An 18,470-nucleotide genomic window follows, 5' to 3' on the forward strand; every position below is an offset into this window, starting at 1 on the left:
GCTGGAATCTAGTGAACTTGCTAGCACAATAGATTTTTATAAAATTGGATCCCAATGTCAAGCACACAGCTATTGCAACTCGACTTCACCAGTACCCCTGTAAAAATCATTGGTAAACCTCAGTAACTTTAGCTTATGTTATTTTCAAAAAAGTCAAAAATGAAAATAGAAGAGTAGCTGAGCTTTCTGCTTTTTCTGGGTAAGGTCAGTCAAAAAGGTTTTACAACAACCATAATAACTATAACTATTATCAATACTGTAACTGCTTCATTTAAAACACGAAAATAAACGTGTTTTTTTTCATTTGAACCCATTGCAAAATCTTTTCTGTATTTTGCAAGCAGTCCATGAATAGCAAACATAAAAAATAATGCTAGTGCTTTCACATGAAACCACCCTTCGCGATATGCTTCCCTAATAACCATTAATGTGATTCCAAGACCAAGTGAGAAAAGCATTGCAGGGTTTATGATATATCTAAGTAGCCTCTTTTCCATTGTTTGAAGCAAGCTATCATTTTCCGATCCCGGTTTTACAGTTGCGTGGTAGACATAAAGCCTGGGTAAATAAAGCATACCTGCCATCCACATAATGGCGGAGATAACGTGAAAAGCTTCAAGCCAGTGGTAGTAATCCATTGAGATTTATTACAAAATGTTAAAAATTTCTGATATTATTTTAGTTTAATGAAAAAGAAATCGATATGAAAGCAGAAAATTTCACTAAAGAACAGATAATTGGATTCTACAGGAAAATGCTACTCATACGCAGATTTGAAGAAAAAGCAGGACAATTATATGGAATGGGATTAATAGGCGGATTCTGTCACCTATCAATAGGGCAAGAAGCAGTTGCAGTTGGAACTCAAGCTGCATCAAAATTAGGTGACGCTTTTATCACAAGTTATAGAGACCATGGCTTAATGCTCGCATGTGATTCTGATCCGAATGTTGTGATGGCAGAGCTTACCGGCAAAGAAACAGGATGCTCGAAAGGTAAAGGTGGTTCGATGCACGTATTTGACGTTGAAAAAAAATTCTTCGGCGGACATGGAATAGTGGGAGCACAAGTTCCAATTGGCACAGGAATAGCATTTGCTAATAAATATAAGAAAAGAGATAACGTGGTATTCACGTATTTTGGTGACGGTGCTGCAAATCAAGGACAAGTATATGAATCATTTAATATGGCAGCTTTGTGGAAGTTGCCTGTGGTTTACATCATAGAAAATAACGAATACGCAATGGGAACTTCTGTGCAAAGATCAACTTTAGTAACAGAGTTATATAAAAAAGGAGAAAGTTTTGGTATTTCTGGAAAACAAGTTGATGGAATGGATTTTTTCTCTGTTTATGCGGCTACAAGCGAAGCAGCGGAACACACACGCAGCGGAAAAGGGCCTATCCTGCTTGAAATGAAGACATATCGATATCGCGGCCATTCGATGTCAGATCCTGCTACTTATCGCTTAAAAGAAGAAGTTGAAGATATGAAGCAAAATCATGACCCTATAGGCACTTTAAAGAAATACATGATAGATAATGAAATTGCTTCAGAAGAAGAATGTAAAGTAATTGATAAGGAAGTACGTGATTTAGTAAAAAAGTCGGAAGATTTTGCCAAAAATAGTAAAGAACCAAGCGTTGATGAGTTGTATACTGATGTTTATAAATTTGTTAGCTAATTTTTTTATCCAGAACTGTACAAACATTGTATAGTAAACGATGTCATTCAATTCTCCCGTCATCCAATGGAATCTAGGCTACTTGCATCTGGTAGGCTCAAATCACAATGCCCGTACAGCTGCGACCCTAGAGCTACTATCTCTCACCCACTGCAGATATTGCACGGTACTATCCACTTGGTCGTCGTGGCGAGTTTCTGGGAACATTAAAATCTCATACTCAAAGTCATTGAGCCATACTGCTTGGTGCGGCAGAAAAACCTTGCCAGACTCTATAATCGGAACAATTTGATAAAATCGAGTGAGTTTGTCATCATGTGGTACTATTTCGATAATGGGTAAATCACTGTTCGCTTTTAGCTCTTGCACCAATTGCTGACCACTCGTTTTTGCTTCGATTAAAATTGCATGTGGCTTCCACCTTGCAGCTAGTGACAGAACTTGTTCTTTAAGTTTTGGATACTCAAGCTTTGCACGATATACATCAAGTAAATAGAATTTATTATCCGCTTTTGCCCAGGTGGTACAAACGCTAAAGCCGCTAGAATCGCTTATTGAAACCGCAGTGTCCCAACTTTGTGTTACATGCGAGAGATTATCAAGAACATTTTTATAGCGCTTCAGCCACTCTCGTTTAATTATACCACTTGAAAGTGGTAGAGGGTTTTGTTGATATTGAGCAGCAAAAGCATAGCTCCCAAGTTCAGCCTTTATCATCTCAATTTCTTCTTTTCCTCCATCTAGGGGATATAGCAACTGTCCTTCTTCTCTTGAGTATAATATTACGGGTGGCGTCATTCTAGCACTTGATGCTGTAATCCAGCTTTTGTACTCATTTGTAGTTACTCGGGTGACAGGAACAAGAAAAGGAGGCGCTGGCTTTTTGATTGAATAGATAATCTCCTTATTTTCAGATATCATCGGTAAACAAGTATGGTTCCATATGTTTTTCGGTTTGGAGAGAAGGTGTCCGGTCAAATCTTCCTGATGTAGCCTATGCATCACAAGAACAATTACTCCTTTTTTTCTGTCGTTGAGCCTGGTTACTAAAGTCTGGTCAAACCAGTTTGTGGCACGTTTTCTAAACGTTTCGCTCAAAGCTTGAGACGTGAATTCTGGATTAAAGGAGAATAGAAGAGGCAAGAAAACAGGGTAAACTCAGCAGTGATAAAAAAATAGATGAGGTTACCCATGGAAGATATAACAAAACTGTTTTGTTTGGTCGATGATTTTTGCAGAGATATAGAGAAAAATTTTGCAGATAAACTACTGCCAAATGGTAAAAACCCCACAAGAACAACGGAAATTGAGCACTCCGAAATCATGACAATAATCCTGCTATATCAACAATCTCCGTGTAAAACTTTCTATCTACATTACCTAACGTTGCTCTACAAATCAGAGTTTCCAAAGTTACCTTCATATACCAGGTTTGTTGCTCTAAAGCCTAGGGTTTTGTGGCATTTAGCAATGTTGTTGCATTGGCTTTTTGGACAGTCAGAAAACCATACGCGTCAAGTTAAGGAAAAATGAGCAAATTTAGTGCACTCAAAGTTGATATTCTTGTTTTTCTATATTTGTCTTTTAAGGAGAATTTTGACCAGGTTGAGATGAGTTTTTTGAGGAAAATTTGTACTTTACTGACTACACAATTTAATGTTAAGAATAGCTCTCTAACTCGCCTTTTAAGCTCAATAAATGCCTTTGTTAAACTAAGTTCTGTGCCCTTTTTTAGTTCTGTACAACCAACTATTCCATGAAATATAAGAATTGCACACAATTTAGCATATAATTCACATAATACCCTATATGGTTTTCCTTTTAGTTTATCAAGTCCTATATGGCTCTTATATAATTTAAATAATAATTCAATTTGCCATCTTACTCGGTAAATTGTTAATACTTGTTCAGCACTAATTTTACTTTTTGGAACATTAGTTATAAATATTGACCAATTCAATAACTTTTGATTCCTTTTGGAAGATGTATATCCATGTGATTTTGCTAATCTATTAGCCTTCCTTCTCCTGGCTATAGACTGTTCTTCAGTTAGCTTTTGACATATAATTCTTACTCTAATCTTTGCTTCTTTTCCCAATAATACCTCAGTTTCTAAAAATAGCTTACCCTCTAAACATTCCAGTAACTCCATTTTTTGATTTGTTTCTATATCATATATATTGGTATCAGATTTATAACGACTAATAAAATAAGCTCCTATTTCCTTAATCTGTTTAAAAGAACTTGGCACAAAATAACCAAGATCAGATATTAGCAAATCGTTACTTGATATATTACTCAAATGTTTCCTATACCCTTGATCTGACCTTATTCCCTCCGTTATATTTAATTGATCAAATGTCTGATTTAAGTAGTCGAAAACTAATTGCAACTTTATCCCGGACTTGGTATTACTTTCATAGCCGCTGTAGCTGGTACCATATCCTTTATACATATTCTCCATACTGTTAGGCAGGCTAATATAGCTACTATCCAATAACTTAACGCTTTTAAATTGCTGCAAGATTCTACAATCAATTTGCAGGGTATTTTTAAATAAAGCCATAGATTCATTATACATCCTTTTCATAAATTCCACTGCCTCTTCAGTAAACCTCAAATCTAGACTCTGTTTTGTTATTATTACAGATGCTTCGTTTAATAATTGGCACATTGTATCTATGCTGCAGTTTGCAACTCCTATATTACCCAAAATTATAGCTTTTATGAATGATGAACCACTCAATTTTCTCTTCCTTTTTATAAATCCTGTTTCAATTGATACTTCATTTGCTCTTTCATTGAAAAATTTGTTTAGGTAATTTGATAAGCAAGTTATTTTATTCATCATTAGTTCTCTCACTAAAATATATCCGAGAGAACTTATATCTTCTTATCCTATCTTCTTCATACCTTTATTTTCTTAACTTGACGCGTATGGTTGGCTCCACTGTTACTGTGCTTGTTTGAGTTGTTGACTCTGTTGAAGGTTTATTCATCGTAGAAGTCGATGCAACGGCTTCTGTTGTTGGCTCCACTGTTACTGTGCTTGTTTGAGTCGTTGACTCTGTTGAAGGTTTACTCATTGTAGAAGTCGACGCAACAGTTGCTGCTGTAGGTTTTACAGTACTTGTTTCAGTTTCCGAAGGCACACTGGTTGACGTTGTAGCAACCGTGGTCGCTTGTGAAGTAGTAGTTGTTTTTGCTACTGTTGTTGGCTTCACTGTTACTGTACTTGTTTGAGTCGTTGAAGGTTTACTCATTGTAGAAGTAGGTGCAACGGTAGTTGATGCTTCTGTTGTTAATTTGGTAGTCTTTACAGTGTCGGTTTCTGTTGTGCTATAGCTAACCGAAATAAGGTTTCCTCAAAGGAGTGTAAAAAGGTATAATACTGCTTTAATTAAGGTAGAATGATGGCAAAGCCATATAGTGAGGACCTGAGGGAACGAGTTTTAAAAGTGGTTGACGAGAAAAAAATGACTATGGAAGAAGTAAGCAAGATGTTCAAAATTGATAGAAAAACTATATACTGGTGGAGGAAAAGAAGAGAAGAAACAGGAAGTATAAAACCGTCTTCAGGCTACCAAAAGGGACATAGTCATAAAATTAAATACTTAGATGGCTTTGTCAAATTTCTGGATGAAAACCGAGATATTACGGTTGAAAAAATAATTGAAAAATTTGGCAACATGTGCAAAGACACAGTCTACAATTATCTTAAAAAAGTAAACTATACATATAAAAAAAACTTTTCTTTATCAGGAAAGGAATGAAGAGAAACGCAAGGAGTTCATAAAAAAAATAGAAGGAATAGAAAAAGAAAACTTGATATTCATAGATGACTCTGGAGTAGAAGACAACAGATTTTATGAATATGGGTGGTCTCAAAAAGGCAAGAGGTTATTTGCCGATAAACCAGGGTTTAAAAGAAAGAGGGTAAGCATAATAGGAGCACTAAATGAGGGAAAAGTTAAAGCTTCCTGGGTAATTGAGGGCTACTGCAACAGCGAGATTTTTGATGCTTATGTAGAAAATATACTTGTTCCTATATTAAAACCTGGACAGACTATTGTTCTCGATAATGCAAGCTTTCATAAATCTGCAAGAACGAAAAATTTGATAGAAAATGTTGGGTGTAAAATTTTGTTCTTGCCGCCATACTCACCGGATTTAAATCCGATTGAGAAGTTCTGGTTTGCCATTAAGCATGCCATAAGAAAAGTGCTGCCAAGCTTTTGGCCCAATATTAATTCGGCTATTGATTTTGTCTTTCAGCTCTCGGGGAAATCTTACTTCGGTTGGCTATAGATACATTAGGCCTAATCAATGTAGCTGACGTTCATAGTGCAAGCATTCAAGATCGTGACGGCGCTCTGAATCTTTTTTCTCAAGCTAAACAGAAAACTCCAACATTACAGAAGTTTTTTGCTGATCAAGGATATACAGGTGAGCTTCAAAATCGCTGTTTTCTGAAGACAGGATGTCTACTCACAATTGCCAAAAAAGCTAGTGATTCTGTAGGGTTTCAGGTCATTCCTAAACGATGGATTGTTGAACGCTTGGCTTTCGAATTTTAGGCGCATGAGTAAGGACTATGAACACTCGCCACTTACTTCAAAAACTAATATCTTCTTTGATATGATTACTATTATGCTTGCTAAATTACCCGTTTAAATCTTTTCAAGACATGCTCTTAGATCAAAATATCGAGACAGTAGAATCAGAGCGCAAGATGCTATTACTACTGCACCGGAACCAATTTTGTTGTACATGAAATACTTTTCATTGTAACTTTGTTCGTAATTTCTGTAAATAGTTGTGGCATGCTTTTGAAGATTTTCCTTATTTAGTGATGTGAGAAAATTTTTAAATTTCTCTTCACCAGTTTCTTTTATCCATAAATTTAATTGTTTACTCATAGTTTAACCTCATATTAATAAATATAGTTTATTATACACAACATTTATAATAAATGTCAAGAATGGTATATTTATAAATAATATACTATAATTTCTTAAGCATTTTTTTAAAGTAGTTAGCTGTAGCTAAAATAATTGAGATTTACTAAAACAAACTTATGAAACAATTGAAGTTAGCGCATGATCAGATTTTTTAACTGGATCCTATGGCCAAGCCAAAAGAATTTACAAGTTGGGCAGTATGGGTAGTATGATACTGCAAAATGCTATTTCTCAAAAAACCAACAATTGCAATCATTGGTTCTACAGGTATAATCTGTTAAAGTTTACACGAGTCTCATGAATGATAGAAAAAGAAGAACAGTTTAGTTTTACATCAGAAAACCTTAAGAAAGCGGGAAAGTTTATAGAGATGTATCCTAAAGGCAGAGAAGGTAGTGCTGTCATGCCTTTACTATACCTGGTTCAAGAGCAATGCGGATGGGTTCCTGAATCTGCTATGCGTTATGTTGCTGATATGCTGCATATTCCACATATTCGTATATATGAAGTGGCAAATTTTTACACCATGTATAATTTAAAACCAGTAGGCAAATATCTAATACAAATTTGTAGAACAACTCCTTGCTGGTTGTGCAATAGTGAAGAAGTTTTAAATACCTTTAAAAAAAAACTTGGAATCAATATCGGTGAGACTACTAAAGATAATTTGTTCACTTTAAAAGAAGTTGAATGCCTAGGTGCATGCGTTAATGCTCCCGTTGTGCAGATCAATAATGACTTCTATGAAAATCTTACTCCTGAGAAAGTAGAAAATATCATAACAGAACTTTCAGGCAAATAGATGAAAGAAGAATTTGCATTCAAGATAATCAAGCAATCAGGTTCTGCAAGAGTTGGCATTATTAAAACTCCAAATGGAAACATAGAAACACCAGCATTTATATTTTGTGCAACCAAAGCTGCTATTAAAGCTGCAGATATCGAGAGAATCAGAGAAGAAGGTACTCAGATAATACTTTCCAACACCTATCACCTAATGCTTCAACCAGGAGAGAATACTGTTGCAAAACTTGGTGGTTTGCACAAGATGATGGGATGGAATGGGCCAATGCTAACTGACTCAGGTGGATATCAGGTATTTAGCTTAGGGCACGGATCAGTTTCGGAAGAGATAAAAGGAATAAGAAAAAAACAAAAAACTCTGATCAAAATTAATGAGGATGGGGCAATTTTTCGTTCTTACATTAATGGTAAAACTTATTGCTTGACTCCTGAAAAGTCTATACAAATTCAACAAAAACTAGGTGCAGATTTAATCTTAGTCTTAGATGAATGTACTCCATTTCACATAAGCAAAGAATACACAGCAAAATCAATGCTCATGAGCCACAAATGGGCTGAACGTTCTTTAAATGAATTTGAAAAAAACAATAATGGCAAGCAGGCACTGTATGGAATTAGTCAAGGCGGAGTATATCAAGATTTACGTAGAGAAAGTTGTAATTTTATTAACGATTTGCCATTTTTTGGTCAAGCAATAGGTGGATCACTTGGTCAAAGTAAAGAGCAGATGTACGATGTAGTTTCTTTCACTATGGACCATCTGAAAAAAGATAGGCCTACTCATTTGCTTGGTATTGGTGGAATTGTGGACATCTTTCGCGGAGTTAGTCTTGGAATTGATACGTTTGATTGCGTGCATCCAACCCGTTTAGCAAGGCATGGTGGTGCGCTTATTAAAGTAAAAAATAGAGATTCTATTTCTTCAAAGTGCAAAGAGCATATTAATTTGCGAAATCAACAATTCGAGCTGGACAATAACCCAATTGAAAGTGACTGCTTATGTTTTACCTGCAGAAAGCATTCAAGAGCTTATATACACCATTTACTGAAAGCTAAAGAGCTCCTGGCTTACACACTCGTTACCATTCATAACGTTTTCTTCATGAATAAGTTAATGGCATCTATAAGGCAGGCAATATTGGATGATAGGCTAGATCAAGAGAAAAATAATTGGATTAGTGAAATACCATTGCACTTTGATTTGGCCTCTCTTTAAGTCTTTTCTTTATGCCGTTGATTTTTACTTCTTGTTATATTTACTTTATTTATCATACTATTAATTAGAAAGGTTATAATAAATAATTAATCTATTAATGTTAGTATCTACCCATATGATTTGTAAGGATTAGAGGTGAAGATATGGCTAAAGGAAATAATACCCTATTAATATTTGATTTTGATAACACTATCACTAATGGACACATGCATAATACTTTTTCTAGGTTAGGAAAAAGTGATTTTAATTCTGCTGCGGAAGGTGCAGTGACTGATCACAATATAAAAGATTTTCTAGAAAACACAGACGGAATAAAAAATGAAGAGGGGCTAAAGTCTGCACTGCAATCTGCGCTTTCAAGCGGAATGGAAGTTAATATTGCATCCTACACAGGATATTCAGACCATACGCGTCAAGTTAAGGAAAAATGAGCAAATTTAGTGCACTCAAAGTTGATATTCTTGTTTTTCTATATTTGTCTTTTAAACGCGAATTCTGGATTAAGGAAGGAAGAAAGTATAGGAAATAGAAGGCTTTGTGGATTTGATGGAATAGGAAATGAGAGTAGAAAAGATATGAACCAAAAAATTAACAGGGGATCTATGGCGAGTGTGTTCAATTTCTAGTCTATTTTTTAGGTAACCAAAAACAGTCTCAATGATAGACCTTTTTCTCAGTAAAATCTTCTCATTTAGCGAAATCAATGTATTTTTCATACCTTTTTTCACCTTGGTAACAAGTTTCAAACCTCGGTCAAACAGCTTCTGAAAAAGCTCTTTTGCAATATAACCTTTGTCACCAAACAAAAGACCGATTAATTTTTCCGTCAGATTTGGCACAGGTATCCTATCATCAACATTGCCTTTTGTTAGCGTAAGTGCATGAATTTCAACATTTTCATTGATTACCATATGTAATTTGAAACCAAAAAACCAGCCGTAAGTGCTCTTGCTTAATTTTGCAATTCCAGCAAAAACTTTGTTTTTGGATATTCTTTTTGCATGACAAACTGCAATGGGAGTTGTGTCTATATATGAAATTCCAGTGTTTTCTGACTGTCCACAAAGCCAATGCAACAACATTGCTAAATGCCACAAAACCCTAGGCTTTAGAGCAACAAACCTGGTATATGAAGGTAACTTTGGAAACTCTGATTTGTAGAGCAACGTTAGGTAATGTAGATAGAAAGTTTTACACGGAGATTGTTGATATAGCAGGATTATTGTCATGATTTCGGAGTGCTCAATTTCCGTTGTTCTTGTGGGGTTTTTACCATTTGGCAGTAGTTTATCTGCAAAATTTTTCTCTATATCTCTGCAAAAATCATCGACCAAACAAAACAGTTTTGTTATATCTTCCATGGGTAACCTCATCTATTTTTTTATCACTGCTGAGTTTACCCTGTTTTCTTGCCTTTTCTATTCTCCTTTAATCCATAATTCACGTTTTATAGTTCTTTTCATCATATATTCCATTTTTAGACCATAGATCTATTTATAATAGAAAGTTGAATTAGTAAGATAGCAGCTTTTTCTCCTTTTAGATTTATGGGTAATAGTAAGTTGTTAGCGGGATCTGCTGTGGCGACATAAACTCAAATCATTTCAAATTTCAATCCAAAGAGGTATCATTATGTCAAACAATTTCAATTTTAAAGAATTTTTTAACCACTATGAAATAAATAGTACGTCAGATGATATACAAAGGTATTATTTGCTGTGGAAATCAGTAATAGCGCAGGCAATGGTTGATGCAGCAAGTCACTGCAAAAAAACAGAAAGCTTGGTAGAAAAACGTAAGGCGATTTCTTGGTTGTCAGACTTCAGTCAAGATTTTGTGCACACATGTATATTGGCTGACTGTGATCCGGTATACGTAAAAAACAAAATACAGCCAATTTTAAAAAGCCTTACTAGATAAAGCCTTTTTAATGAGGTTTACTCCTTTTACCGAAAAAAATATCATTCAATCTCCTATCTATAGTTGCCTCTATATCTTTGATTAATAGCTGCTTTATCATGTCTACTTTCCGCTTTGCATCTTGAGCGTGATGCTCACTGTTATTGCTGTAATTATTCTTATCACTATAACTACTGCCACTTGGTTTACTACTATTACTGAACTCACTACCCTTTTTTCTTCTTGTGCTGAGTATCTGCACTATCTTTTCCTTTAAAAAAGACTTCCAGCCTGTGCCAAGGAACAACTTATAGAGAAAATGCGGAGTAAGGAATGCTACTAATATTCGAATAGAAATTCCGTAACCGAGTTCTTCCCTATTTTCATAATACCACTTGCAATATTGAAATAAATGGTAAAACGCATTTTTGAAAGAGCCAAATTCTACAGCATACCAAAAACCATTGCTGAGAAACATGAGCACAATGCTGGATGTGTAAAGATACATTGTGAAGAGAAACAGTTTCACAATTATATCTTTTAGACTACCTAATATATAATTCAATAATCTTAATTTATAGAAAAGTGATATCATTCACACCCACTTCAATATGGCTGGGGTGGAAGGATTCGAACCTTCGCGTGGCGGTATCAAAAACCGCTGCCTTACCACTTGGCTACACCCCAATACTACTTACATCAATAACACTATTAGCCCAATTAGTAAAAGATTTATTTGCTTTTTCTATGGGCATCACAGCAATAGCTGGCTGATCATAAGAATGAATTGCTTCGATTTTTTCTACAATTTTATCAACTTGATCATTTTTGCTCTTCATAACTGCTACTACTTCACAACTATTACTAATTTTACCTTCCCATAAATACAGAGAATTCACTTCGGGAAATATATTTACACATACAATTAATTTCTCGTTTAACAATTCTTCAGAAACAGTTTTAGCCTCCTTCAAACTTGAAAAAGTTGTATAAATCAAAACTAAATTATTCATTAGAATCTACATAAATGCATTGCTACTATACTCTACCGAGATTTATTCATCAAGAGAAAATAGATTAGATTTTTCTGTCATTCCAGCACTCTCTTCTGTCATTCCAGTGCCTCCTTCCCCTGTCATCCCAGTGCGTGACACTGGGATCTAGGAATTTTGATTGAGCACTAAGTTGGTAAACATGAAAGTGGCTAACATTTTTTAAAACACAGCGTTTTCGATGGGATTGCGTGAAATGGCTAGATCCCAGTGTCACGCACTGGGATGACAAGAGAGGGTATTGAGATGACAGAGGATAATGTAAAAACTCTAATTGTAAATTTAAGTCGACTATAGTCAAAAACAAAAAAGGATGTTACTCATTGAGTAACATCCTTTGGAGAAAGTGAGTGGTTTTGTTTATGCTACTTACCAGATGTAACTCTTAGCTGCTTTAGTTCAATGCAAACTTCAGACTTATACGTAGAAGGCTGTTCCACCAGTTTGTCCAGATAACCTGTTTTTTTCAGTTCTGCACGAGCTTTACTTAAGTCTTCTAGAGAAGGACTTTTTGGCGTAGAAGAACCAGAACCCATTCCACTATCAGTAGAAGAGCTTCTTGATACCTTTGGTGGAGTAACTGGAATAGGCTGCTTACCAGAAAGTCTTCCTCCTACTGTTGCAGTTTTACCAGTATTTTCAATGGGAATAGGAGTATCAACGCAAAAAGTGCTCTTTCCTACTTGTCTAGACAACGTGTCTGATTCAGAAAGAACTTGATATTTAACATTAGTAGTTTCTTCTGGTGCTTTTTTACCCCCCAACCATAATGGCACTTTAAATGGAGCAGTTGTTTTCACTTCTTTATGCTTCGCAGGATTTAACAATTCCGCTTCGCTGCTAATAGTACTGTCAGTCCTTACAGAATCTAGTGAACTGCTTTTTGACAAGCTGTTTTCAATAGATTGCGTTGCACCTTTTCTGATACCATACTTTCTTGCTACTTTATTAGGTTTCTCCAGACCATTGGAAATCCCGTGCTCTGTTTTACATTCTCCAATAATCCTCTTAATTTCATCATGATGTTCAGAGAAAATTTCATAGAGACTGTTATCATCTTTAGATAACAAATTTTGCAACTTCTTAGCGTCTAATTTATTGACAAAATCTACTTGCTGTTTCAACTGATTGATCAACTGGTCCTTTTTGGCACCTTGTGGACTACCAACAGAATAAGCTTTCTCTAATATTTTTTCTCCCAACTTAGAAAATATTTCCTTAGTTAAAGCAGAGTTATTCACGGCTTTGTCTTCAAGAACTTCCTTAATAAACATCTCCTTTACACTATTGAAATTCCTTATTTTTTCTTCTGTTTTCAAAACAACAGTTTGACCTTCGTTACCTATTGAATATGGGATGGCGTCAAAACTAGACATACTTTCACTTAAATTACTTAAACTGCGCCCCATTTTTCCTAACGTAGCACCAGTTCCCTCTCTTGTTGCTCGTCCCACAGAACTTATAGCTCCTTTTACTGAATAATAACCTTCTCTTGCTTTTTCTGCAGTATATACTGACGCATCCTTAACTTTCCCGGCAGTATACTTCGCCCCATCAACTGTCTTTTCTGCTGACCATTTGAGCCCTTTGAATGTGTATTCAACTGCTTTCACAGCAAAAAATAGAGTAAGGGCAACTATTGCACCTGTTGCAGCAACCGGTAAAGCAACTGCCACAAATGGAAGTAATGCACCAACCATCACACCTACTGCACCTACTGCAACTATTTGCTCTTTTGCAGACCAGTTAGAGAAATTTTTTATATCTTTTAGTTTATCCTGCACAGTTTCCATGAAAGGAGAATTTTTTTTAACAGGACTTGAATTTGTTTGTTCACTGGCTGACATTTTAAACCTCACTATTAATTAAATATATTATATTGTACACCCTCGATTCTTAAGTTAGTGTTAATTTGGCTGTTAATGTTCATTTGTCTTTGAATAATTCTGCTTGACGTGTTTTTTGATAGTGTGGAAAATTAGGTCAGGAAGCCGGAGTATTTATGAGGTGCATAAAAAGGGCACTCATCTTTTTGGCTGTTATAACTTTAATAATAATAGCTTTACTATTTAGGTATAATTCCCATTTTCACGAAGACGTAGTGCACTTAAAGAGTGACAACAAAGAATTCAAAAAAAAGCCAGAAAATTCTATAGAGTCGACCATACTACATAGAGAAAAGGAAGTGTACGATCATGTTTTCCATCCTGATGATTAATTTGTAAATAAAATAGCAATTTATGTTTGCATTTTCTTATTAAAGAAGTAATATTAGCGTATTAATTATAGAATCAATCATTATGTTTGATGAGAATAATCCTTGGAATTTGGGAAAGAAACCGGTAGGGAACAAAACTCCTAATAATGAAGATATTTTAAGTAAAGCTGTATCTGATGTAAGGTTCTTTCTGAATGGATTAACCAGAAACAGGGGCAAAAAACCTTATTTCATCATTTTTATTGTTTTGCTGTTCTATGCTTGCACTGGCTTTTATATTGTCCATCCTAGTGAGGAAAGTATAGAACTTACCTTTGGTAAATATTCTAATACAGAAACACCTGGTTTGCGTTATCACTTCCCCTACCCTATTGGCAAGGTTTTTAAAGTGAATGTTAAGGAAGTAAATCGTGAAGAAATTGGGGTAAGTAATTCTTATGGGCGAGACACAGATCGCGGTGAAGGTGTGATGCTAACTGGAGATGAAAATATAGTCAACGTTAACTTCGAGGTTCAGTGGCGCGTTAGAGATGCTAAGGACTATTTATTCAAAGTGCGGGATTGCAAACCCGGTTTCAGTGTTAAAAATGCTGCTGAAAGTGCCATGAGAGAAATAATAGGTAAAAACACGATCTCTTTTGCACTTGGTCAAGGCAGACCAGAAATTTCTAGAGATACTAGAATTCTATTGCAGCAGATTCTTGATGGATACCAAATGGGCATAGAGATTTTATCTGTTCAAATGAAAAAAATTGATCCACCAGAAAAAGTAATCAGTTCGTTTAGAGATGTACAAAGTGCTCGTGCAGACAAAGAGCGTACTATAAACGAAGCATATGCTTATAATAATGGTATTATACCTCGAGCAAAGGGTGAAGCGATAAAGATAAAATTAGATGCAGAGGCATATGAGAATGAAGTAATAAATGAAGCAAAAGGTAATGCAAATCGCTTTTTATCTCTTTACGAGGAATATAGACAGAATCCTTCTCTCGTTAAGAATCGTATTTATCTTGAAACTATGGAAAATATTTTCAGTAAGGTAGACAAAGTTGTTGTAACTGATGATCTGAAAGGTATGTTTTCTTATTTACCTCTTACAAATTTAGGGAAATAACCATGGGTAGTAATATTAAAATTGTTTTTGTTTCTGTATTTGTTGTTTTATTGATTGTTTTATTTAATTCAATATTTGTTGTGCAAGAAACAAAGCAAGCGATAGTTATACAACTCGGTAAAGTTGTAAGAGATGTTAGGGAAAGTGGCTTATATTTTAAGTTGCCATTCATAAATAGTGTAGAGTTTCTTGATAAAAGAGTTTTAGATTTAAGTCCTGATAAGATCCCAAGGGAAGTGATAACAGCGGATCAAAAACGTATTATAGTAGATGCGTATGCAAAATATAAAATAACAAATCCTGTTACTTTTTACCAGGCTGTGAGGAATGAATCAGGGCTGGTTAGAAGATTGTATCCGGTTATAGAAGCACACATAAGAGAAAATATAGGCAGATTTTCGTTGATTAGTTTGTTGAACGAAAAAAGATCAGAGGTTATGCAATTGATTCAGCGTGGAGTTTATTCTGAAGCTGAAAAATTTGGCATAGAAATAATAGACGTAAGAATTAAGAGAGCAGATTTACCAGAAGAAAATAGTTCTGCAATATTTCGCCGTATGCAAACTGAAAGGGAAAAAGAAGCAAAAGAAATCAGAGCAGAAGGAGAGCAAGCTGGGCAGGAAATTAGATCAAAAGCTGATAAATTAAAAAGGGAAATTATCTCTAGTGCAGTAAAAGAATCATATGAAATAAGGGGCCGTGGTTATGCTGAAGCAACTAGAATTTATAATGAGGCATTTAAGGTTGATGAAGAGTTTTTTAACTTTTATCGCTCTATGAGCGCTTACAGTAAATCATTTGCCGAAAATAATACTAAATTTGTACTTTCACCAAACAATAACTTTTTAGATATTTTAAACAAAGGATGGAAATAATTTATGAAAAGTAAGGCATTTATTTTATCTATATTTGCATATTTTCTAATTGCGTTTTCTTCATACGCTAATATGTTTGATTGGGATGCAAAAAAGGTCGTTGATGCTAGCACTACTGCATGTAACTGTAATCAAGGACTTGCCGATTTAGTGGAAGAACTCATTCCTGCGGTTGTAAATATTTCAAGCGAACAAATAATCAAACAAGAAAGTAACAATAGAACTAAAATCCCTTTTATGCCAAGAAACAATTTCTTTGATGATTTTAGAGAATTTTTTGAGCATTTTGATCAGTTTTTTATGGATAGGGGCCCTAGTGTTAACAGAGAGGTGGTGTTGCTTGGTTCTGGGTTTATTATAGATAAAGGTGGAACTATAGTAACCAATTATCACGTTATTAAAAACGCCCAAGATATCACAGTTACTATGAACGATAATACTTATTTCAAAGCAGAAGTTTTAGGCTATGATGCAAGAACTGATCTTGCTGTGCTTAAGGTTCATTCTAATAAAGATCTTCCTTTTGTTGCATTTGGTAATTCTGATACAGCAAGGGTTGGCGATACAGTTATTGCAATAGGTAACCCATTTGGTTTGGGTAGCTCTGTAAGCACAGGAATTATATCTGCAAGGTCCAGAGACATTAGTATCGGCACTATGAATGAATTTATTCAAACTGATGCTGCAATTAATAGAGGCAACTCTGGAGGGCCATTATTTGATTTAAATGGAAAAGTTATAGGCATTAACACCGCTATCTATTCCCCATCTGAGTCTGGCGGTAACGTGGGTATAGGCTTTGCTATACCATCTAATTTAGCTATGTCAATCATTGACACATTAAAAAGTGGCAAAAAAATAAAACATGGTTGGCTTGGTGTGCAAGTTCAGCCTATAACGAAAGAATTTGCTGAGTCTTTGGGTTTAAAAGATACAAAAGGTGCACTGGTTGCAAGTATAGTAAAGGATAGCCCTGCAGAAAAAGGTGGAATTAAGGTGGGTGACATATTATTAAAATTTGATGATAAAAAAATTGATAGAATGACACAACTGCCTCAAATGGTTTCAAGAACTGAACCTGGAAAAAAAGTACAAATTAAGTTACTTAGAAAGGGCAAAGAGGTCAATATTAAGGTTGTGATTGAAGAATCTGCAAATGATGGTCAAGGTAATAATCAAGAAGAAAATAAATCAACATCCGATTACATAACTGGTTTAACTGTTTCAAACCTGCCAAAAGAATCAAAAGAAAGTAATCCTACAAAAGGTGTGATAGTTACTAATGTAGATAGTAACAGTAATGCCACGCTGCGTGGTATTAAAAAAGGAGACATTATTATCCAATTAGATGGAACCGATATAGAAAATACTAATGATTTTCAAAAACAAGTTGATTCAGCAGTAAAGAAAAACGGTAAAGATTCAATAATGTTGCTCATTTACCGCAATGGAAATCAGTTTTTTACTTCAATAAAGTTAAAGAAATAGCTGGCTTGCAGATTATTCTGTAAGGCAACATTTTGCGTTACTTCCTGTCACCCCAGTGCTTGACACTGGGATCTATCTTCTTTTTTTCTAGATTCCAGCGTCACGCGCTGGAATAACCCCGAAGGGTGAGCGTGGTTATGCAAGAAGTCCTCTGAATTTGTACAGCCAGAAAAATCTTCATAAAATTTACTTCTTCTAAACTCTTCAACTTTCTTCTCATCATTTAGTGAACCATGTTTAGCAAAATATTCATCTGTCCTTTGAATATATAAACGAATCAACTCAGGAAAAGTGTAACCAACTTCATTGGAAGATTTTAAACATGTAATTGGCAATTTGTGTACATCTTTATCAGCTTTTTTAGGATCAATACATTCATCATTCCTTCTTAATATTGTATGTTGCTTGAAAAATTCTTCATATTCCTCAAAATCTTTAAAGATTTCTTTTTTTTTGGTAATCTTTCCCTCTACCGTTTTGCTCTATTCTTTCTATTTTTGTCGCAAGCTGCGCTGGTTGTTTAATCGTCTTGTCTCCCTCTCGATTGAAGTACATCATGTAAGGAGTAATTGCATTGATAATTTTGTGTGTTTTCCAATGGCAACCAAAAATCTTTAGTACTAATTTGATTATCGGAGCAAGAAAAATTTTTAATTTCGCTATGAACCAAAAATAATAAAGAGACGCTTGTTTGAGTGAACTAGCAGCATTGCTAACGATACATCTCAAATGTATATCCTTATCTTTAAAATTTTTATGAACCTCTGCAGCTACATGTCCACCCAGGCAGTCTCCAAACAATATGATATCATCTGGTTTTATACCTTTTTCCAATAAGTTAGTTACAGCTGCTATACCAGATTTAACTCTATTGCTACGTATCAATGAGTTGTTTTTACTTAAGCCAAGTCCAGGATAATTAAAAAGATGTACAGTAATTCCTTGATCTGTAGCCCAATCCCAGTTTTGGGTATAATCTTTGCTAGATTTTAACGCCCTATTTCCACCAATAAAGTATACTAAATGTTTTGCATTCTGATTCTGATTATTATTTTCATCTATATTTTTACCAGGGAGCGTTATTGTCTGGATTTTTATCCCGTTTCAAGTTTCTACAAACTCTTCCTTAGTTTGTATTTTAATTTCTTTTGTTTCT

At 34.9% G+C, this 18,470-nt stretch carries 22 protein-coding genes, 1 tRNA gene and 2 pseudogenes; 13 read left to right on the forward strand and 12 right to left on the reverse strand.

The features are described from left to right. Positions 1-209: 209 nt before the first annotated feature. Positions 210-638, reverse strand: a complete 429-nt coding sequence (gene hemJ, locus ACFELZ_RS07245; RefSeq protein ID WP_265033563.1) for a protoporphyrinogen oxidase HemJ — start codon at positions 636-638, stop codon at positions 210-212. 65 nt (positions 639-703) lie between these two features. On the opposite strand from hemJ, the gene pdhA reads away from it, so the two are divergent. Further along, positions 704-1,684 (forward strand): pyruvate dehydrogenase (acetyl-transferring) E1 component subunit alpha, encoded by a 981-nt coding sequence (gene pdhA, locus ACFELZ_RS07250; RefSeq protein WP_375316033.1) that lies wholly within the window; start codon positions 704-706, stop codon positions 1,682-1,684. 102 nt (positions 1,685-1,786) lie between these two features. On the opposite strand, the pseudogene terL reads toward pdhA, so the two are convergent. Then, positions 1,787-2,794: pseudogene (gene terL, locus ACFELZ_RS07255) on the reverse strand (phage terminase large subunit); the annotation flags it as partial. An 81-nt stretch (positions 2,795-2,875) separates the two neighbouring features. Here terL and ACFELZ_RS07260 point away from each other — a divergent pair. After that, positions 2,876-3,187 (forward strand): annotated as a pseudogene (locus ACFELZ_RS07260) (IS982 family transposase); the annotation flags it as partial. A 16-nt stretch (positions 3,188-3,203) separates the two neighbouring features. Here the strand turns inward: ACFELZ_RS07260 and ACFELZ_RS07265 are convergent. Next, complete coding sequence (locus ACFELZ_RS07265) at positions 3,204-4,532, reverse strand: IS4 family transposase (RefSeq protein WP_375315862.1); 1,329 nt, start codon at positions 4,530-4,532, stop codon at positions 3,204-3,206. Between the two features lie 67 nt (positions 4,533-4,599). Then, positions 4,600-4,908, reverse strand: coding sequence for a hypothetical protein (locus ACFELZ_RS07270; RefSeq protein ID WP_375316034.1), 309 nt, complete (start codon positions 4,906-4,908; stop codon positions 4,600-4,602). 186 nt (positions 4,909-5,094) lie between these two features. On the opposite strand from ACFELZ_RS07270, the gene ACFELZ_RS07275 reads away from it, so the two are divergent. The 3 genes from ACFELZ_RS07275 to ACFELZ_RS07285 are packed head-to-tail and all read left to right on the forward strand — an operon-like array spanning position 5,095 to position 6,261. Continuing rightward, positions 5,095-5,457: a helix-turn-helix domain-containing protein gene (locus ACFELZ_RS07275; protein ID WP_375315839.1), complete on the forward strand. Its 363-nt coding sequence runs from the start codon at positions 5,095-5,097 to the stop codon at positions 5,455-5,457. A 19-nt stretch (positions 5,458-5,476) separates the two neighbouring features. Further along, the gene (locus ACFELZ_RS07280; RefSeq protein WP_375316661.1) at positions 5,477-5,992 is read left to right on the forward strand and encodes an IS630 family transposase; all 516 of its coding nucleotides are present in this window, start codon (positions 5,477-5,479) and stop codon (positions 5,990-5,992) included. Then, a complete protein-coding gene (locus ACFELZ_RS07285) occupies positions 5,983-6,261 on the forward strand; it encodes a transposase (RefSeq protein ID WP_375316035.1) in 279 nt (92 codons plus the stop codon). The genes ACFELZ_RS07280 and ACFELZ_RS07285 overlap by 10 nt, the downstream gene beginning before the upstream one ends. A 93-nt stretch (positions 6,262-6,354) precedes the next feature. On the opposite strand, the gene ACFELZ_RS07290 is transcribed toward ACFELZ_RS07285, so the two are convergent. Then, positions 6,355-6,603: a hypothetical protein gene (locus ACFELZ_RS07290; protein ID WP_375316036.1), complete on the reverse strand. Its 249-nt coding sequence runs from the start codon at positions 6,601-6,603 to the stop codon at positions 6,355-6,357. A 343-nt stretch (positions 6,604-6,946) separates the two neighbouring features. On the opposite strand from ACFELZ_RS07290, the gene nuoE reads away from it, so the two are divergent. The 3 genes from nuoE to ACFELZ_RS07305 all read left to right on the forward strand — a co-directional run bounded on the left by nuoE (position 6,947) and on the right by ACFELZ_RS07305 (position 9,096). Then, positions 6,947-7,447 (forward strand): NADH-quinone oxidoreductase subunit NuoE, encoded by a 501-nt coding sequence (gene nuoE / locus ACFELZ_RS07295; protein ID WP_375316037.1) that lies wholly within the window; start codon positions 6,947-6,949, stop codon positions 7,445-7,447. Next, positions 7,448-8,665, forward strand: coding sequence for a tRNA guanosine(34) transglycosylase Tgt (gene tgt / locus ACFELZ_RS07300; RefSeq protein WP_375316038.1), 1,218 nt, complete (start codon positions 7,448-7,450; stop codon positions 8,663-8,665). It begins immediately after the preceding gene. A 143-nt stretch (positions 8,666-8,808) separates the two neighbouring features. After that, the gene (locus ACFELZ_RS07305; protein WP_375316039.1) at positions 8,809-9,096 is read left to right on the forward strand and encodes a hypothetical protein; all 288 of its coding nucleotides are present in this window, start codon (positions 8,809-8,811) and stop codon (positions 9,094-9,096) included. A 69-nt stretch (positions 9,097-9,165) separates the two neighbouring features. Here the strand turns inward: ACFELZ_RS07305 and ACFELZ_RS07310 are convergent, their stop codons facing one another. Next, positions 9,166-10,026 carry an IS982 family transposase gene (locus ACFELZ_RS07310; protein ID WP_375315786.1) on the reverse strand — a complete coding sequence of 287 codons (861 nt, stop codon included), beginning with the start codon at positions 10,024-10,026 and terminating at the stop codon, positions 9,166-9,168. 271 nt (positions 10,027-10,297) lie between these two features. On the opposite strand from ACFELZ_RS07310, the gene ACFELZ_RS07315 reads away from it, so the two are divergent. Further along, positions 10,298-10,585 (forward strand): hypothetical protein, encoded by a 288-nt coding sequence (locus ACFELZ_RS07315; protein ID WP_375316040.1) that lies wholly within the window; start codon positions 10,298-10,300, stop codon positions 10,583-10,585. A gap of 7 nt (positions 10,586-10,592) precedes the next feature. Here ACFELZ_RS07315 and ACFELZ_RS07320 read toward each other — a convergent pair whose 3' ends face one another. From ACFELZ_RS07320 to ACFELZ_RS07335, 4 genes are all read right to left on the reverse strand, one after another. Next, positions 10,593-11,159 carry a hypothetical protein gene (locus tag ACFELZ_RS07320; RefSeq protein WP_375316041.1) on the reverse strand — a complete coding sequence of 189 codons (567 nt, stop codon included), beginning with the start codon at positions 11,157-11,159 and terminating at the stop codon, positions 10,593-10,595. Positions 11,160-11,176: 17 nt separating this feature from the next. Continuing rightward, positions 11,177-11,251 (reverse strand) — tRNA-Gln (locus ACFELZ_RS07325). Beyond that, positions 11,242-11,577 (reverse strand): divalent-cation tolerance protein CutA, encoded by a 336-nt coding sequence (gene cutA / locus ACFELZ_RS07330; RefSeq protein ID WP_375316042.1) that lies wholly within the window; start codon positions 11,575-11,577, stop codon positions 11,242-11,244. Before cutA ends, ACFELZ_RS07325 begins: the two co-directional genes overlap by 10 nt. Positions 11,578-11,981: 404 nt before the next feature. Then, entirely contained in the window at positions 11,982-13,463 is a 1,482-nt protein-coding gene (locus ACFELZ_RS07335; protein ID WP_375316043.1) for a hypothetical protein, read from the reverse strand. Positions 13,464-13,648: 185 nt separating this feature from the next. On the opposite strand from ACFELZ_RS07335, the gene ACFELZ_RS07340 reads away from it, so the two are divergent. The 4 genes from ACFELZ_RS07340 to ACFELZ_RS07355 all read left to right on the forward strand — a co-directional run bounded on the left by ACFELZ_RS07340 (position 13,649) and on the right by ACFELZ_RS07355 (position 17,314). Beyond that, a complete protein-coding gene (locus ACFELZ_RS07340; protein ID WP_264329162.1) occupies positions 13,649-13,834 on the forward strand; it encodes a hypothetical protein in 186 nt (61 codons plus the stop codon). A gap of 82 nt (positions 13,835-13,916) precedes the next feature. Then, positions 13,917-14,951, forward strand: coding sequence for an FtsH protease activity modulator HflK (gene hflK, locus ACFELZ_RS07345; protein WP_375316044.1), 1,035 nt, complete (start codon positions 13,917-13,919; stop codon positions 14,949-14,951). Between the two features lie 2 nt (positions 14,952-14,953). Next, entirely contained in the window at positions 14,954-15,826 is an 873-nt protein-coding gene (gene hflC / locus ACFELZ_RS07350; RefSeq protein WP_375316045.1) for a protease modulator HflC, read from the forward strand. Positions 15,827-15,829: 3 nt separating this feature from the next. Further along, positions 15,830-17,314 (forward strand): DegQ family serine endoprotease, encoded by a 1,485-nt coding sequence (locus ACFELZ_RS07355; RefSeq protein ID WP_375316046.1) that lies wholly within the window; start codon positions 15,830-15,832, stop codon positions 17,312-17,314. Between the two features lie 47 nt (positions 17,315-17,361). On the opposite strand, the gene ACFELZ_RS07360 is transcribed toward ACFELZ_RS07355, so the two are convergent. Together ACFELZ_RS07360 and ACFELZ_RS07365 are read right to left on the reverse strand one after the other, a co-directional pair. Then, entirely contained in the window at positions 17,362-17,649 is a 288-nt protein-coding gene (locus tag ACFELZ_RS07360; RefSeq protein WP_375316047.1) for a hypothetical protein, read from the reverse strand. 100 nt (positions 17,650-17,749) lie between these two features. Then, positions 17,750-18,148 (reverse strand): hypothetical protein, encoded by a 399-nt coding sequence (locus ACFELZ_RS07365; RefSeq protein ID WP_375316048.1) that lies wholly within the window; start codon positions 18,146-18,148, stop codon positions 17,750-17,752. Positions 18,149-18,470: the final 322 nt, after the last annotated feature.

This window comes from Wolbachia endosymbiont (group A) of Colletes cunicularius, assembly GCF_964264715.1.
Lineage (GTDB): Bacteria > Pseudomonadota > Alphaproteobacteria > Rickettsiales > Anaplasmataceae > Wolbachia.